At 58.3% G+C, this 16,711-nt stretch carries 11 protein-coding genes; all 11 read left to right on the top strand.

Features of this window, described 5'->3' with window-relative positions; all coding sequences use genetic code 11:
- Positions 1-4 precede the first annotated feature (4 nt).
- The 11 genes from B8783_RS00145 (at position 5) to tuf (ending at position 16,708) form a co-directional block, all read left to right on the top strand.
- Positions 5-844 carry a M48 family metallopeptidase gene (locus tag B8783_RS00145; RefSeq protein WP_084417756.1) on the top strand — a complete coding sequence of 280 codons (840 nt, stop codon included), beginning with the start codon at positions 5-7 and terminating at the stop codon, positions 842-844.
- Positions 845-1,060: 216 nt separating this feature from the next.
- Positions 1,061-1,504: a 50S ribosomal protein L11 gene (gene rplK, locus B8783_RS00140; protein ID WP_084417755.1), complete on the top strand. Its 444-nt coding sequence runs from the start codon at positions 1,061-1,063 to the stop codon at positions 1,502-1,504.
- 5 nt (positions 1,505-1,509) lie between these two features.
- A complete protein-coding gene (gene rplA / locus B8783_RS00135) occupies positions 1,510-2,208 on the top strand; it encodes a 50S ribosomal protein L1 (RefSeq protein WP_084417754.1) in 699 nt (232 codons plus the stop codon).
- Positions 2,209-2,620: 412 nt separating this feature from the next.
- Entirely contained in the window at positions 2,621-3,136 is a 516-nt protein-coding gene (rplJ, locus tag B8783_RS00130) for a 50S ribosomal protein L10 (protein WP_084417753.1), read from the top strand.
- A gap of 63 nt (positions 3,137-3,199) precedes the next feature.
- The gene (gene rplL, locus B8783_RS00125) at positions 3,200-3,577 is read left to right on the top strand and encodes a 50S ribosomal protein L7/L12 (protein WP_084417752.1); all 378 of its coding nucleotides are present in this window, start codon (positions 3,200-3,202) and stop codon (positions 3,575-3,577) included.
- 164 nt (positions 3,578-3,741) lie between these two features.
- Positions 3,742-7,869: a DNA-directed RNA polymerase subunit beta gene (rpoB, locus tag B8783_RS00120; protein WP_084418309.1), complete on the top strand. Its 4,128-nt coding sequence runs from the start codon at positions 3,742-3,744 to the stop codon at positions 7,867-7,869.
- 89 nt (positions 7,870-7,958) lie between these two features.
- Positions 7,959-12,158 carry a DNA-directed RNA polymerase subunit beta' gene (gene rpoC / locus B8783_RS00115; protein ID WP_084417751.1) on the top strand — a complete coding sequence of 1,400 codons (4,200 nt, stop codon included), beginning with the start codon at positions 7,959-7,961 and terminating at the stop codon, positions 12,156-12,158.
- Between the two features lie 251 nt (positions 12,159-12,409).
- Positions 12,410-12,781, top strand: a complete 372-nt coding sequence (rpsL, locus tag B8783_RS00110) for a 30S ribosomal protein S12 (protein ID WP_018146782.1) — start codon at positions 12,410-12,412, stop codon at positions 12,779-12,781.
- Between the two features lie 12 nt (positions 12,782-12,793).
- Entirely contained in the window at positions 12,794-13,264 is a 471-nt protein-coding gene (gene rpsG, locus B8783_RS00105) for a 30S ribosomal protein S7 (RefSeq protein WP_084417750.1), read from the top strand.
- A 49-nt stretch (positions 13,265-13,313) separates the two neighbouring features.
- Positions 13,314-15,434 carry an elongation factor G gene (fusA, locus tag B8783_RS00100; protein WP_084417749.1) on the top strand — a complete coding sequence of 707 codons (2,121 nt, stop codon included), beginning with the start codon at positions 13,314-13,316 and terminating at the stop codon, positions 15,432-15,434.
- 83 nt (positions 15,435-15,517) lie between these two features.
- Positions 15,518-16,708: an elongation factor Tu gene (gene tuf, locus B8783_RS00095; protein WP_084417748.1), complete on the top strand. Its 1,191-nt coding sequence runs from the start codon at positions 15,518-15,520 to the stop codon at positions 16,706-16,708.
- The last annotated feature ends 3 nt before the right edge of the window (positions 16,709-16,711 follow it).

The following is a 16,711-nucleotide window of genomic DNA, read 5'->3' as shown; positions in this document are numbered from 1 at the left end:
TTGCATGAGTGAGAACGAATTGGAGTTCGCGATGAAGACTGGATCAGGCAAGGGCACAGGTTGGGGACGCGGACGTCTTTCCCGTTCGGTCATGTCAATTCTGGCAGCAGGCGGGATGGTGGCAGTTGTCGCATCCTGTACGACCAACCCATACACCGGCGAGACGCAGTTTGCGGCCTATGACGATGCGCAGCTGTCGCAACTCTCGGCGACGGCCTGGCAGGAACTGAAGTCCGAGACGCCTACGATCAATAGCGGCGCACAATATCAGCGCGTCATGCGCGTCTGGAACCGCATCGCGGCAGCGACGCCAAAGGCTGGCGAGAGCTGGGAGGTTCGTGTCTTCAACTCCGATCAGGTCAACGCCTTTGTGATGCCGGGCAATCGGGTCGGCGTTTATACCGGCCTTCTCGACATCGTGGAGAATGATGACCAGCTCGCCGCCGTCCTTGGCCACGAAGTCGGCCATGCGATCTATCGCCATGCCAACCAGCGCGCGACGCGCTCGGCGGCTGCTTCAACGGCGGTACAGGTCGGCACGGCAGTTCTTTCCAACAGCTCGTCCATGGGGGCATATGCCAACCAGGTCGGCGCGCTGGGCTCTGTGGCTGCCAATCTCGGCGTCGTGCTGCCGTACAGCCGCAATGCCGAGCTTGAGGCTGACCTTGCTGGTGTCGACTACATGCACAAGGCTGGATACGACCCACGTCAGGCGATCCGCCTGTGGGAAGTCATGGAAGCCAAGGGTGGTAGCGCAGGCACAGCTGACTTCCTGTCGACGCACCCCAATCCGGCCACGCGCCGTGAGCGTATTCGCCAGTATATCCAGCAAAAGGGCTACTAGGCTCTACGACTGGATCTGAAAGATCAGCGACTGACCCGGCGGGCTTGACCTGCCGGGTCTTTTCGTGTGTACGGACGCGCTTCGCCCAGCAATGGGTGAAAAGTCTGTGGGAAGTGCCGGTCCATATAAGACCATGGCCGGGCTGTACCACGGGACCTCAAACGAAAGGCGGCCGGATCGAAAGACCACCGGCCCTACAAAGCCAGAGAGGATATCATGGCGAAGAAACTCCTGGGGCAGCTGAAGCTCCAGATCCCGGCCGGTGCGGCCAACCCGTCTCCACCCGTTGGTCCTGCGCTCGGTCAGCGCGGCATCAACATCATGGAATTCTGTAAGGCCTTCAACGCGAAGACCGAGAAGATGGAAAAGGGTCTGCCGATTCCAGTCGTGATCGACTATTATCAGGACAAGTCCTTTACCTTCATCACCAAGACGCCGCCTGCCAGCGTGCTTCTGAAAAAGGCCGCCGGCCTCAAGATCGGCAAGCCGAACTCAGGCGCCAAGCAGCCGGGCAAGGATGTTGCCGGTAAGGTGACCGAAGCCCAGTGCCGCGAGATCGCCGAAATGAAAATGGTCGATCTGAACGCTAATGACCTCGATGCCGCAACAGAGATTATCAAAGGCTCTGCGCGCTCGATGGGTCTCAACGTGGTGGGATAAGAAACATGGCACACGGAAAACGTTATCGCGCGGCAAACGCGACGGTGGAAGCAGAGAAGACCTACGGTGTCGCTGAAGCCATCAAGCTGGTGAAATCCAACGCCACGTCCAAATTTGACGAGACGATCGAAGTCGCCGTCAATCTGGGCGTTGACCCGAAATATGCTGACCAGATGGTTCGCGGCATGGTCTCGCTGCCATCGGGCACCGGCAAGGACGTCCGCGTTGCTGTGTTCGCACGCGACGCCAAAGCAGACGAAGCCCGCGAAGCCGGTGCTGATTTCGTCGGCGCCGAAGACCTGATGGAACAGGTCCAGGGCGGCATGATGGATTTCGACCGCGTTATCGCAACACCAGACATGATGGCTGTTGTCGGCCGTCTCGGTAAGGTGCTTGGCCCACGCGGCCTGATGCCAAACCCGAAGGTCGGTACGGTTACGCCAAATGTTGCGAAAGCTGTTGCTGACGCCAAGGGCGGTTCTGTCGAGTTCCGCGTCGAGAAGCAGGGCATCATCCATGCCGGTATCGGCAAGGCGAGCTTCACCGAAGATGCGCTTGAGCAGAACTTCAAGGCTTTCGTCGGCGCGCTGGTCAAGGCACGTCCAAGCGGCGCGAAGGGCACGTTCGTCCGCAAGGTTGCGCTGTCATCGACCATGGGCCCAGGCGTCCAGGTTGATACGGCAGAGGCCATCGCTGTCGAGTAAACGACCGCATATCTGATTGTGAGCACCCGGGCCGAAAGGTCCGGGTGTTTGCGTTTCAGGGGGATTGGGAGTATGTCTAATCCCAATCTAGCGAGGCCAACCTACCGCATGTGATTTTGTGCGGGGGAGGGGTTGCGACGCCAGAAATTTCACGTTAACAGGTCCGGCTTGACGGGAGATCACCGAATAGTTCGGAGGCCTCCCGTTTTCCTGTCCAAGACCATGGGTCGCGCCGCAAGGTGTTTAATTCCCATATAGACGGGGTGAGGCGAGTATAGAGGCTGTCGGAGCGATCTGTTTCGGCCAGTCTGGTTTTCGCCAGGCCCTGGGCAGGCGCTGGAAGCGGCACTAGCCGTGGAAGGCGAATTCCCGGGCGCCCGGATGGGCCGGACGCCTTAACTGGAGAACCGTAATGGACAGAGCTGGAAAGCAGGCAGCACTCGCGGACCTCGAAACAGTATTCGAGAATTCCGGCGCAGTCGTTGTCACGCATTACACCGGTTTGAGCGTTGCGGAACTGACGAAGCTGCGGACCAAGCTCATCGAGCAAGGTGGGCGGCTTAAAGTGGTCAAGAACCGGATTGCCAAGATTGCCCTGAAGGGCAAAGGCGGCGATGCGGCAACCGACCTTTTCAAGGGCCAGGTGGCCATTGCTTATGCAGAGGACCCAACCGTTCCTGCAAAGGCGACCACCGAGTTCGCCAAGGATAACGACAAGCTGAAGCTTATCGGCGCCGTGATGGGTTCCGATGTGATGGATGTAAGCGGCGTGGAAGCGCTTGCGAAACTGCCATCGCGCGAAGAGCTGATTGCAACCGTCGTCGTCCGCCTGACAGGTCAAGCCAGCCAGATTGCACAGCGCCTCAACGCGCCTGGGCAACAACTTGCTGGAGCGATCGAAGTCATCGGCGAGCAGGCAGCGGCCTAACGTCAAGATATCAACGCGAAACCAGAACACCTCAAATCCTGTATTAGAAAGTCGATCAGACAAATGGCAGATATTGCAAAACTCGGTGATGAGCTCCTCGGCCTCACCATCCTCGAAGCCAAAGAACTCAACGATTACCTCGAAGAGCGCGGCATCAAAGCGGCTGCAGCCGTTGCTATGGCTGGCCCAGCTGCAGGCGGCGACGCCGGCGCAGCTGCAGAAGAGAAAACAGAATTCGACGTCATCCTGACCGGTGGCGGCGACAAGAAAATCAACGTCATCAAGGTTGTGCGCGAAGTCGTGCCTGGCCTGGGCCTGAAAGAAGCCAAGGACCTCGTCGAGAGCGCTCCGAAGCCAATCAAGGAAGGCGTTTCCAAGGACGAAGCCGAAGAACTCAAGAAGAAGTTCGAAGAGGCCGGTGCTACGGTTGAAATCAAGTAAGCCAGTCAGGCTTGCTTATTATGGGATTGTGTCTGCGCGAGGCGCGATCTCTGTAGATTACACTGCGCGGCGGGATCATTCAGGTCCTGCCGCGTGCTCGCGTTTCAGGTGGCAAGCTGCCGAGGCTCTCGAGAGGCTTCAGGTAGCAAGAAACGGAACAAATGATGGCTCTTTCTTTCACGGAAAAAAAACGTATCCGCAAATCCTTCGGTCGTATTCCCGAAGCCATCGACATGCCAAACCTCATCGAAGTGCAGCGCTCGTCCTATGAGCATTTCCTGCAAATGAACACGCCGCTCTCCGAGCGGACCGATGATGGCCTTGGTGGTGTCTTTAAAGGCGTTTTCCCGATCATTGATTTCAATGAACGTGCAACACTCGAATACGTCTCCTACGAATTCGAACCCCCAAAATTTGACGTGCAGGAATGCATGCAGCGTGACCTGACCTACGCAGCGCCGCTCAAAGTGCGGCTGCAGCTGGTCGTCTTCGACATCGACGAAGACACAGGCGCAAAATCCATCAAGGAAGTGAAAGAGCAGGAAGTCTATCTCGGCGATATCCCGCTGATGACCGACAAGGGCACTTTCATCGTCAACGGCACAGAGCGTGTGATCGTCTCGCAGATGCACCGTTCGCCGGGCGTCTTCTTCGACCACGACAAGGGCAAGACGCACTCGTCCGGCAAACTTCTGTTTGCGGCCCGGATTATTCCTTACCGTGGCTCATGGCTCGACTTCGAGTTCGACGCCAAGGACATTCTGAACATCCGTATCGACCGTAAGCGCAAGCTGCCGGCGACGACGATGCTCTATGCGCTCGGCTTCGACACCGACGAAATCATCGATCTCTTCTACACCCGGTCGGTCTACCGTCTGGACAAGAAGGGCTGGATCATGGGCTACCGCCCAGAGGCATGGAAAGGCCAGAAGCCTGCCTATGACCTGATCGACGCGAAAACCGGCAAGGTTGTTGCGCCAGCCGATCGCAAGATCACGGCGCTGGCGGCCAAGCGGATCGCTGAAGGCGGCACTGATGAGCTGCTGGTGCCTTCGACGGCGCTTGAGGGCAAGTTCCTCGGCCGCGATATCGTCAACCGTGAAACCGGTGAGATCTTCGGCGAAGCCGGCGACATTCTCGAAGAAGAACTGCTGGCTGAACTGCGCGAGCAGGGCCACAAGTCGATCGAGATCCTCAACATCGACGGCGGCGACCGCGGCCCATGGCTGCGCAACACGCTGAAAGCTGACAAGAACGAGACGCGCTTCGAAGCGCTGTCCGACATCTACCGCGTTATGCGTCCTGGCGAGCCACCGACCCAGGAAGCGGCTGATGCGCTGTTCAACCAACTCTTCTTCGATGGCGAGCGTTATGATCTCTCGGCTGTTGGCCGTGTGAAGATGAACATGCGTCTCGGCATGGCTCTCGACGAGTATGAGGCCGCTGAAGACACGATGCGCACGCTGCGCCGCGAAGACATTATCGGCGTCATGAAGGTCATCCTCGACCTGAAAGACGGCAAGGGCGAAGTCGATGATATCGACAACCTCGGCAACCGCCGCGTCCGTTCCGTCGGCGAGCTGATGGAAAACAACTACCGCATCGGTCTGGTGCGCATGGAGCGCGCCATCAAGGAGCGTATGTCGTCGGTCGATATCGACACCGTCATGCCGCACGACCTGATCAATGCGAAACCGGTTGTGGCCTCGGTGCGTGAATTCTTCGGCTCCTCGCAGCTGTCGCAGTTCATGGACCAGACCAACCCGCTGTCCGAGATTACGCACAAGCGTCGTCTCTCAGCGCTTGGCCCAGGCGGTCTGACGCGTGAGCGCGCAGGCTTCGAAGTCCGCGACGTTCACCCGACCCACTATGGCCGTATCTGTCCGATTGAAACGCCGGAAGGCCCGAACATCGGTCTGATCAACTCGCTGGCGACGCATGCTCGCGTCAATAAGTACGGCTTCATCGAAAGCCCGTACCGCAAGGTTGAGAACGGCAAACTGACAAGCGAAGTGGTCTACCTCTCCGCTATGGAGGAGCACCGCTTCTCGATCGCTCAGGCGAACGCGACCGTGAACGACAAGGGTGAGCTCGACAATGAGTTCGTCAACGCCCGCGTCAACGGCGAAGCGACGCTCGTGCCGCGCGAGGAAGTCGAATATATGGACGTGTCGCCGAAACAGGTTGTTTCGGTTGCTGCGGCCCTCATTCCGTTCCTTGAAAACGACGACGCCAACCGCGCTCTGATGGGCTCGAACATGCAACGTCAGGCCGTGCCGCTGGTGCGTTCGGAAGCTCCATTTGTCGGGACCGGCATGGAATCTGTTGTGGCCCGTGATAGCCGCGCGGCTGTCGTGGCACGCCGCGCAGGTGTGATCGAGCAGGTCGACGCAACGCGGATCGTTGTGCGGGCGACCGAAGACATCGACTCGGCCCAGTCCGGCGTCGATATCTACCGTCTCGCCAAATTCCGTCGTTCGAACCAGAACTCCTGCATCAACCAGCGCCCGATTGTGCGCGTGGGCGATGTTGTGACCGCTGGTGACATCATTGCAGACGGTCCATCGACCGATCTCGGTGAATTGGCCCTCGGCCGTAACGTGCTCGTCGCGTTCATGCCGTGGAATGGCTACAACTTCGAGGACTCCATCCTCATCTCCGAGCGGATCGTGAAAGACGACGTCTTCACCTCGATCCACCTTGAAGAGTATGAGATTGCGGCCCGTGATACGAAGCTCGGCCCTGAAGAAATCACCCGCGACATTCCAAACGTCGGCGAGGAAGCCCTGCGTAACCTCGACGAAGCCGGTATCGTTGCTGTCGGTGCGGAAGTGAAATCTGGCGATATCCTCGTCGGCAAGGTCACGCCGAAGGGCGAGAGCCCGATGACGCCGGAAGAGAAACTCCTCCGCGCTATCTTCGGTGAGAAAGCCTCTGACGTTCGCGATACGTCGCTGCGCGTGCCTCCGGGCGGCGCCGGCACGGTTGTCGAAGTTCGCGTCTTCAACCGTCACGGGATCGACAAGGACCAGCGCGCCCTTCAGATCGAGCGTGAGCAGATCGAACAGCTGCAGGAAGATAAAGAAGACGAACAGAGCATTCTGGAGCGCAACACGTTTGCGCGTCTTCGTGAGCTTCTGGTCGGCAAGGATGCTGCGGCAGGGCCGAAAGGCTTCAAGGCTGGCAAGATCACCGATGAAGCCCTCAACGAACTGCGCGAGTCGCAGTGGTGGGAAATCGCGCTTCAGTCCGAGAAGGCTCAAGGCGAGCTTGATCAGCTGCAGACCCGTTTCAACCAGTCGCTGTCCGAGCTTGATGCTCGCTTCAACGACAAGGTCGACAAGGTTCAGCGCGGCGATGATCTGCCACCGGGTGTGATGAAGGTCGTCAAGGTCTTCCTGGCCGTGAAGCGTAAGCTTCAACCAGGTGACAAGATGGCTGGTCGCCACGGCAACAAGGGTGTGATCTCGAAGATCAATCCGGCCGAAGACATGCCGTTCCTGGAAGATGGGACGCCTGTCGATATCGTTCTTAACCCGCTCGGCGTGCCGTCGCGGATGAACGTTGGTCAGATTCTCGAAACCCATATGGGCTGGGCCGCAAACGGTCTGGGCCGGGTTGTCCAGAACGCGCTTGATGAGTGGAACGAAAATCACGATGCCAAGGCGCTTCGTGAGACCGTCCAGATGGTCTACGGCAAGGAAGAAGAGCTTCCGGAAACCGATGAAGAGATCGTCGAGCTGGCGAACAACGTCACCAATGGTGTGCCGATCGCAACGCCTGTCTTCGACGGTGCACGCGAAACCGACATCGTTGAGATGCTTGAGCGGGCAGGGCTTCATTCGTCCGGTCAGGTCACCCTGTTTGACGGACGTACCGGCGAAAGCTTCAAGCGGCCTGTTACCGTTGGCTACAAGTATCTTCTGAAGCTTCACCACCTGGTGGACGAGAAGATCCACGCCCGTTCGACCGGTCCATACTCACTGGTTACCCAGCAGCCTCTCGGCGGCAAGGCCCAGTTCGGCGGCCAGCGCTTCGGCGAGATGGAAGTCTGGGCCCTGGAAGCCTATGGTGCGGCCTACACCCTGCAGGAAATGCTGACTGTGAAGTCGGATGACACGGCAGGGCGCGCGAAAGTGTACGAAGCGATTGTTCGCGGCGATGACACCTTCGAGGCTGGTATCCCGGAAAGCTTTAACGTGCTTATCAAGGAAATGCGTTCACTTGGTCTCAATGTCGAATTGATCGAGGCCAATGAGGATGATGATGAATCGCCGGTGGCGGCCCAATAGGCCGCCATCTGGCAACTAGAATGATTAGAGACTAAGTTTTTCTAGGTCGGGTTCAGGCTCGGCCACACCCCTCCCGAGGAGCGGAAAATATGCGCCAAGACGTCACCAGCATCTTCAACCAGAACGCCCCAGCCCCGAGCTTTGAGGCGATCAAGATTTCCATTGCCAGCCCGGAGAAGATCCGGTCCTGGTCATCCGGCGAAATCAAGAAGCCGGAAACCATCAACTACCGTACGTTCAAGCCTGAGCGTGAGGGCCTTTTCTGCGCTCGTATCTTTGGTCCGATCAAGGATTACGAATGCCTTTGCGGCAAGTATAAGCGCATCAAGTATCGCGGCATTGTCTGTGAGAAATGCGGCGTTGAAGTGACCCTCGCCAAGGTCCGCCGTGAGCGCATGGGTCATATCGACCTTGCCGCCCCGGTTGCGCACATCTGGTTCCTGAAATCGCTTCCTTCCCGTATTTCGACGCTGCTCGATATGGCGCTGAAGGATGTTGAGCGCGTTCTCTACTTCGAAAGCTATGTGGTCATCGAGCCCGGCCTGACGCCGCTCGAGCCAAACCAGCTGCTCACCGAAGAAGAGTATATGGAAGCTCAGGACGAGCATGGCGAAGATGCTTTCACCGCCATGATCGGTGCTGAAGCTGTTCGCGAACTGCTGCGCGGTCTCGACCTGGAATCGCTTGCTGACACGCTGCGCGACGACCTCGCCGCATCGACCAGCGAACTGAAAACGAAGAAGTACTCCAAGCGGCTGAAAGTCGTTGAGGCCTTCCTTGCTTCGGGCGCCAAGCCTGAGTGGATGATCATGACGATCGTTCCAGTGATCCCGCCGGACCTTCGTCCGCTGGTGCCGCTGGATGGCGGACGTTTCGCAACGTCTGACCTCAACGACCTCTATCGCCGCGTCATCAACCGTAACAACCGCCTGAAGCGCCTGATGGAGCTTCGTGCGCCTGACATCATCATCCGTAACGAAAAGCGGATGCTGCAGGAATCGGTTGATGCGCTGTTCGACAATGGCCGTCGCGGCCGCACAATCACGGGCACCAACAAGCGCCCGCTGAAATCGCTGTCCGACATGCTGAAAGGCAAGCACGGCCGTTTCCGTCAGAACCTTCTCGGTAAGCGCGTCGACTATTCTGGCCGTTCGGTCATCGTGGTTGGCCCGAACATGAAGCTGCATGAGTGCGGCCTGCCGAAGAAGATGGCGCTCGAGCTGTTCAAGCCGTTCATCTATGCGCGTCTCGACGCCAAGGGCCTCGCTGGCACCGTCAAGGCGGCCAAGAAGCTCGTCGAGAAAGAGAAGCCGGAAGTCTGGGATATCCTGGAAGAGGTTATCCGCGAGCACCCGGTCATGCTGAACCGTGCGCCGACGCTTCACCGTCTCGGTATCCAGGCGTTCGAGCCGAAACTGATCGAAGGTAAGGCCATCCAGCTTCACCCGCTGGTCTGTGCCGCGTTCAACGCTGACTTCGACGGTGACCAGATGGCTGTTCACGTGCCGCTGTCGCTGGAAGCCCAGCTTGAGTGCCGCGTGCTGATGATGTCGACGAACAACATCCTCTCGCCAGCCAACGGTAAGCCAATCATCGTTCCGTCGCAGGATATCATTCTGGGTCTCTACTACCTGTCACTCGACAAGGATGCAGAGCCAGGCGAGGGCATGGCCATCTCCGATGTGGCCGAGCTCGAGCACGCTCTGCAAAGCGGCAAGCTTTCGCTTCACGCCAAGATCAAGGCCCGTTTCGAGGGTGTTGATGAAGAGGGCAATGAAGAGATCCGCGTCATCGAGACGACGCCGGGCCGCTACATGATCGCTTCGCTTCTGCCGAAGATGAAGGGCATGCGCGCCGAGCTCGTCAACGATCTGATGACCAAGAAGGCCATCTCGAAGCTGATCGACGAGGTTTACCGGAACTGTGGTCAGAAGGCGACTGTCATCTTCTGTGACCAGCTGATGGCGCTTGGCTTCAAGGAAGCCTGCAAGGCCGGTATCTCGTTCGGTAAGGACGACATGAAGATCCCGGCTGCCAAGGCGAAACTCGTTGAGGACACGCGTGAGCAGGTCTCCGAATACGAGCGTCAGTACGCTGAAGGCCTCATCACTCGCGGTGAGAAGTACAACAAGGTTGTGGATGCCTGGTCGACCTGTACCGACAAGGTTGCCGATGCCATGATGGATGCTGCTGGCGAAGCCGAAATCGACCCGAAAACGGGCCGCTTGGCAGAAACCAACTCGGTCTTCATGATGGCGCACTCCGGTGCACGTGGTTCGAAGAACCAGATGAAGCAGCTGGCTGGTATGCGCGGCCTGATGGCCAAGCCATCCGGCGAGATCATCGAGACGCCAATCGTGTCGAACTTCAAGGAAGGCCTGACCGTTCTTGAATACTTCAACTCGACCCACGGTGCTCGTAAAGGTCTGGCTGATACCGCTCTGAAGACCGCTAACTCCGGTTACCTGACACGCCGCCTCGTTGACGTGGCTCAGGACTGTATCGTCAATGAAGACGATTGCGGCACTGAGAACGGCATCATGCTGTCGGCTGTCATGGAAGGCGCTGATATCGTTGTGCCACTGGCCGAGCGTATTCTAGGCCGGACCACCGGACAGGACGTCATCAATCCGAAGACCGAAGAACTGGTCTGCCCGGCAAACACCTATCTCGACGAAGCCCTGTCACAGGCCGTCGAGGATGCCGGTGTCGACGAGATCAAGGTCCGTTCACCGCTGACCTGTGAAACCAAGATCGGTGTCTGTGTCGCCTGTTACGGCCGTGACCTCGCGCGCGGTACGATCGTTAACCGGGGTGAGGCCATCGGCGTTATCGCGGCCCAGTCGATCGGTGAGCCAGGTACGCAGCTTACGATGCGGACGTTCCACATTGGTGGCGCGGCCTCCGTGGCTGAAGACTCCTCCGTCGAGTCGGCTTTCGAAGGTAAGATCACCTTCGAGAACGGCGACACGGTCACCAAGTCGGACAAGACGCTTGTTGTTGTCGGTCGTCAGATGTCGGTATCGGTTGTCGATGCAGACGGGCGCACCCGTCAGACCTTCAAGCCAAGCTACGGTACACGCCTCTACGCCAAGGAAGGCGCAAAGGTGAAGCCAGGCGACAAGCTTGCTGATTGGGATCCGTTCGCACAGCCGCTGATCTCGGAAGTGCCGGGTACGGCCAAGCTAATCGACGTTGTCGATGGCATGACCGCCCGCGACGAGACCGATGAAGCCACGGGTATCTCTTCCCGCGTGATCGTTGATTACCGTGCGAGCAAGGGCAATGACCTTCGCCCGTCCGTCCTGATCGTCGATGACAAGGGTGAGCCGAAAATGCTCGCCAACGGCACTGAGGCTCGCTACCTGCTGTCACCAGGCGCCATTCTCTCCATCAATGATGGCGATGAGATCGGCGCAGGCGACAGCCTTGCACGGACCTCGACCGGCGGTGCCAAGACCAAGGACATCACCGGTGGTCTGCCGCGTGTTGCTGAACTGTTCGAAGCACGTCGTCCGAAGGACAATGCTGTCATCGCCGATATCGATGGCCGCGTGTCGTACCTTCGCGACTACAAGAACAAGCGCAAGATCGGCATTATCCCGGAAGAAGAGGGCGCAGAATCGGCAGAATACCTCGTGCCGAAGAACAAGCGCATCTCGTTCCAGGATGGCGACTTCATCCGTCGCGGCGAATACCTTGTCGACGGTAACCCGGCGCCTCAGGACATTCTGAGCTCACTCGGTATCGAAGCGCTGGCCAACTATCTGGTTGACGAAGTCCAGAAGGTGTACCGCCTGCAAGGTGTTCCGATCAACGACAAGCACATCGAGGTGATCGTTCGCCAGATGCTGCAGAAGATCGAAATCACCGATCCAGGCACGACAACGCTGCTCAAGGGCGAGCATGTCGACCTTATGGAGCTGGACGAAGCGAACGCAGCGGTCCGCCGCTCGCGCAAGCAAGACCAGCGTGAAGCAATTGGTGTCCCGGTCCTGCTGGGGATCACCAAGGCGTCCCTGCAGACGCGCAGCTTCATCTCCGCGGCCTCCTTCCAGGAAACGACGCGTGTGCTGACCGAAGCTGCCCTTCAGGGCAAGGTCGACACACTCGAAGGCCTGAAAGAGAACGTCATCGTCGGCCGGCTGATTCCCGCCGGTACAGGTGGTGGCATGCGCAACTTCCGCCGGATTGCGGGCGTTCGCGATGCCAAGCTCAAGGCGAAGCGGCGTCAGGCCGCCGAACAGGCTGCTGCGGCAGCTCTGCCGGCTCCCGACGCAGCCGAATAGTTGCAGTTGCAAAGACCCATATCGCAGCCGTGCCCGTTGCAGAGACTTGACGGGACGGCTGCAGGGTCTTAACACGCGCCGAACGCTGGCTGAGGCGATATTCTTATCACCTCCGGCGGCCCGACAGGGCGCTGTAAAGCTGGCATAGTACGGAATTGATGGTCCGGTGGGTCAAGCTTATGGCCCAACCGGGCTATCTTGGTTTGAACTGGTCCGATGGGGCCATGTTAGAAAGAAGCAAAAAGGCCCTCATGCCCACGATTCAACAGCTTATCCGCAATCCGCGCAAGCCAAAGCCCGCGCGGTCCAAGACACCAGCCCTCAAGGGCAATCCACAACGTCGCGGCGTCTGCACGCGCGTTTACACAACGACCCCGAAGAAGCCGAACTCGGCGCTTCGTAAGGTTGCCAAGGTGCGCCTGACCACCGGATTTGAATCGCTTTGCTACATCCCGGGCGAAGGCCACAACCTTCAGGAGCACTCTGTTGTCCTGATCCGCGGCGGCCGCGTCAAAGACCTTCCGGGTGTCCGTTACCACATCCTCCGCGGTGTCCTCGATACGCAGGGCGTCAAGAACCGTAAGCAACGCCGCTCGCATTACGGCGTGAAGAAACCGAAATAAGGGTCATAGAGCATGTCACGTCGTCACCGCGCTGAAAAACGCCTCGTTCTTCCTGATCCGAAGTTCAAGGACATCGTTATCTCGAAGTTCATGAACCAGATCATGCAGGACGGTAAGAAATCGACCGCCGAACGCATCGTTTATGGTGCCTTCGATCTGGTCGAAGAAAAAGCCAAGAAGGACCCTGTTGAGGTGTTCCACTCTGCGCTTGAAGCCATTTCCCCGGCTGTAGAAGTCCGTTCGCGCCGCGTTGGTGGTGCGACCTATCAGGTGCCAGTTGAAGTTCGTCCGGAACGCCGTCAGGCGCTCGCGATTCGCTGGCTCGCATCGGCTGCTGGCAACCGCAACGAGAACACCATGCGTGAACGCCTCGCTGGTGAGCTTCTGGATGCCTCGCAAGGCCGTGGTACGGCTGTGAAGAAACGCGAAGACACGCACCGCATGGCGGAAGCTAACCGCGCCTTCTCGCACTACCGCTGGTAAACACAATTTATCCGTTCCCTCCCGGAAACAGACAACAAAGGTAATCCCTATGGCCCGCGACTATCCGCTGGAGCGTTATCGCAATTTTGGCATCATGGCCCACATCGATGCCGGCAAGACGACGACCACTGAACGCATCCTGTTCTACACCGGCAAATCGCACAAGATCGGCGAAGTCCATGACGGCGCCGCGACGATGGACTGGATGGAGCAGGAGCAGGAGCGTGGGATCACGATTACCTCTGCTGCGACGACCACGTTCTGGGAGCGTACGGAAGATGGCCAGCAGGCTCTCTCGCCAAAGTATCGCTTCAACATCATTGATACGCCCGGACACGTTGACTTCACGATTGAAGTCGAGCGCTCGCTGGCTGTTCTTGACGGCGCTGTCTGCGTTCTCGACGCAAACGCCGGTGTTGAGCCACAGACCGAGACCGTCTGGCGTCAGGCTGACCGCTACAAGGTTCCGCGCATCGTGTTCGTCAACAAGATGGACAAGACCGGCGCTGACTTCTTCAACTGCGTGAAGATGATCAAAGAGCGTACCGGTGCGATCCCTGCGCCGATCCAGCTGCCAATCGGTTCGGAAACCGAACTCGAAGGCCATGTTGACCTGGTCACCATGAAGGAATGGGTCTGGGAAGGCTCTGACCTTGGTGCCAGCTGGCAGCTCCGCGACATTCGCGACAGCCTCAAGGCGAAAGCCGAAGAGATGCGCGCTGAGCTCGTTGAGATCGCCGTCGAAATGGACGAAGAAATCATGGAAGCGTATCTGGAAGGCGAAGAGCCTGACGTCGATACGCTGCGCCAGCTGATCCGTAAGGGCACGCTGTCCATGTCGTTCGTGCCGGTTCTTTGCGGTTCCGCGTTCAAGAACAAGGGCGTGCAGCCAATGCTGAACGCTGTTGTCGACTATCTTCCAGGTCCACTCGACGTGCCAGCCTATATGGGCTTCAAGCCGGGCGACGAAGAAGAAGTTCGCAACATCCCGCGTCACGCTGATGACAGCGAGCCATTCTCCGGTCTTGCTTTCAAGATCATGAATGACCCGTTCGTTGGTTCGCTGACCTTCCTGCGCATCTATTCCGGTACGGTCACCAAAGGTGGCTCCATGCTGAACTCGACCAAGGGTCGTCAGGAACGCATTGGCCGGATGATGATGATGCACTCGAACAACCGTGAGGAAATCGAGGAAGCGTTTGCTGGCGACATCATCGCGCTTGCTGGTCTGAAGGAAACGACGACGGGCGACACGCTCTGCGACAAGTCCGATCCAGTTGTTCTGGAAACGATGACGTTCCCTGATCCGGTTATCGAAATCGCGGTTGAGCCAAAATCGAAGGCTGACCAGGAAAAGATGTCCATCGGCCTGCAGCGTCTGGCTGCTGAGGATCCATCCTTCCGCGTCGAGACCGACATCGAGTCCGGTCAGACCATCATGAAGGGCATGGGCGAGCTTCACCTCGACATTCTCGTCGATCGTCTGAAGCGCGAATTCAAGGTCGAAGCCAATATCGGTCAGCCACAGGTGGCTTACCGCGAGGCGCTCGGCCGTCCGACCGAAATCAACTACACCCACAAGAAACAGTCGGGTGGTTCCGGTCAGTTCGCTGAGGTCAAAATTCAGTTCGAGCCGCTTGAGGCTGGTTCAGGCTTTGTCTTCGAGAGCGCAATTGTCGGTGGTTCGATCCCGAAAGAGTACATCCCGGGTGTCCAGAAAGGTCTCGAGCAGGCCAAGGAAAACGGTCTTCTGGCCGGCTATCCTGTGACGGACTTCAAGGCTGTTCTGATTGACGGCAAATTCCACGACGTTGACTCCTCGGTCCTCGCCTTCGAAATCGCATCGCGAGCTGCTTTCCGTGAGCTTCGCACGACCGCTGATCCGAAGCTGATGGAACCGGTGATGAAGGTCGAAGTCATCACGCCTGAAGACTATATGGGCGATGTGATTGGTGACCTGAACTCCCGCCGTGGACAAATCCAGGGCTCGAACCCACGTGGTAACGCAGTTGCCATCGGCGCTTTCGTGCCACTGGTGAATATGTTCGGCTACGTCTCGAACCTGCGCGGCATGTCCCAGGGACGTGCGCAGTTCACGATGCAGTTCGATCACTATGCTGAAGTTCCGAAGGCGGAAGCCCAGAAGATCGTTCAGGATCTGGCAGGCTAACGATAGATCCGCGCATCGGGCCCTTCGCGGTCCATGCGCGGAATTTCGGTTGATAGATAGAATTAGAGCGAAGGAGAAGCTCCATGGGCAAGGCAAAGTTTGAGCGGAACAAGCCGCACGTAAACATCGGCACGATTGGTCACGTTGACCACGGCAAGACGACGCTGACAGCAGCGATCACGATGACGCTTGCAGAAGTTTATGGCGGCGCGGCGAAGTCCTATGCGGACATCGACAACGCCCCTGAAGAAAAAGCACGCGGCATCACCATCAACACCGCACACGTTGAGTATGAGACGGAAAACCGTCACTACGCTCACGTCGACTGCCCGGGTCACGCTGACTATGTGAAGAACATGATCACCGGTGCGGCTCAGATGGACGGCGCGATCCTGGTTGTGAACGCAGCTGACGGCCCAATGCCGCAGACCCGCGAGCACATCCTGCTGGCCAAGCAGGTCGGTGTGCCTGCGATGGTTGTCTTCATGAACAAGGTCGACCAGGTTGACGACGAGGAGCTTCTTGAGCTCGTCGAGATGGAAGTTCGTGAACTTCTGTCGTCCTACGACTTCCCGGGCGACGAGATTCCGATCATTTCCGGCTCTGCACTCGCTGCTGTTGAAGGCCGCGACGAGAAGATCGGCAAGGAGAAGATCCTCGAGCTGATGAAAGCTGTCGACGAGTACATCCCGACCCCTGAGCGTCCACTGGACAAGCCATTCCTGATGCCGGTTGAGGACGTGTTCTCGATCTCCGGCCGTGGTACGGTTGTGACCGGCCGCGTCGAGACGGGCGTCATCAAGGTTGGTGAAGAAGTCGAGATCGTTGGTATCCGCGACACGCAGAAGACGACCGTTACGGGCGTTGAAATGTTCCGCAAGCTGCTCGACCAGGGCCAGGCTGGCGACAACATCGGCGCGCTGATCCGCGGTATCGACCGTGAGGGTGTTGAGCGCGGCCAGGTTCTCTGTAAGCCAGGCTCGATCACGCCGCACACGACGTTCGAAGCTGAAGCCTACATCCTGACCAAGGAAGAGGGTGGCCGTCACACGCCATTCTTCACCAACTACCGTCCACAGTTCTACTTCCGTACGACGGACGTGACGGGTGTTGTCCAGCTTCCAGCGGACAAGGAAATGGTTCTTCCAGGCGACAACGTCAAAATGGACGTTGAGCTGATCGCGCCAATCGCGATGGACCAGGGCCTGCGCTTCGCCATCCGCGAAGGCGGCCGCACCGTCGGTGCCGGCGTCGTCTCTTCGGTCAAGAAGTAAGAC

The organism is Henriciella litoralis, assembly GCF_002088935.1.
In the GTDB taxonomy this organism is placed as follows: Bacteria; Pseudomonadota; Alphaproteobacteria; order Caulobacterales; family Hyphomonadaceae; genus Henriciella; species Henriciella litoralis.
This window is presented reverse-complemented; position numbering and strand designations above follow the sequence as displayed.

What these genes read in the sequence shown, in the direction of transcription:
- B8783_RS00145 (WP_084417756.1), top strand. Translation starts at nt 5, where the DNA reads ATGAGTGAGAACGAATTGGAGTTCGCGATGAAGACTGGATCAGGCAAG.
- rplK (WP_084417755.1), top strand. Translation starts at nt 1,061, where the DNA reads ATGGCGAAGAAACTCCTGGGGCAGCTGAAGCTCCAGATCCCGGCCGGT.
- rplA (WP_084417754.1), top strand. Translation starts at nt 1,510, where the DNA reads ATGGCACACGGAAAACGTTATCGCGCGGCAAACGCGACGGTGGAAGCA.
- rplJ (WP_084417753.1), top strand. Translation starts at nt 2,621, where the DNA reads ATGGACAGAGCTGGAAAGCAGGCAGCACTCGCGGACCTCGAAACAGTA.
- rplL (WP_084417752.1), top strand. Translation starts at nt 3,200, where the DNA reads ATGGCAGATATTGCAAAACTCGGTGATGAGCTCCTCGGCCTCACCATC.
- rpoB (WP_084418309.1), top strand. Translation starts at nt 3,742, where the DNA reads ATGGCTCTTTCTTTCACGGAAAAAAAACGTATCCGCAAATCCTTCGGT.
- rpoC (WP_084417751.1), top strand. Translation starts at nt 7,959, where the DNA reads ATGCGCCAAGACGTCACCAGCATCTTCAACCAGAACGCCCCAGCCCCG.
- rpsL (WP_018146782.1), top strand. Translation starts at nt 12,410, where the DNA reads ATGCCCACGATTCAACAGCTTATCCGCAATCCGCGCAAGCCAAAGCCC.
- rpsG (WP_084417750.1), top strand. Translation starts at nt 12,794, where the DNA reads ATGTCACGTCGTCACCGCGCTGAAAAACGCCTCGTTCTTCCTGATCCG.
- fusA (WP_084417749.1), top strand. Translation starts at nt 13,314, where the DNA reads ATGGCCCGCGACTATCCGCTGGAGCGTTATCGCAATTTTGGCATCATG.
- tuf (WP_084417748.1), top strand. Translation starts at nt 15,518, where the DNA reads ATGGGCAAGGCAAAGTTTGAGCGGAACAAGCCGCACGTAAACATCGGC.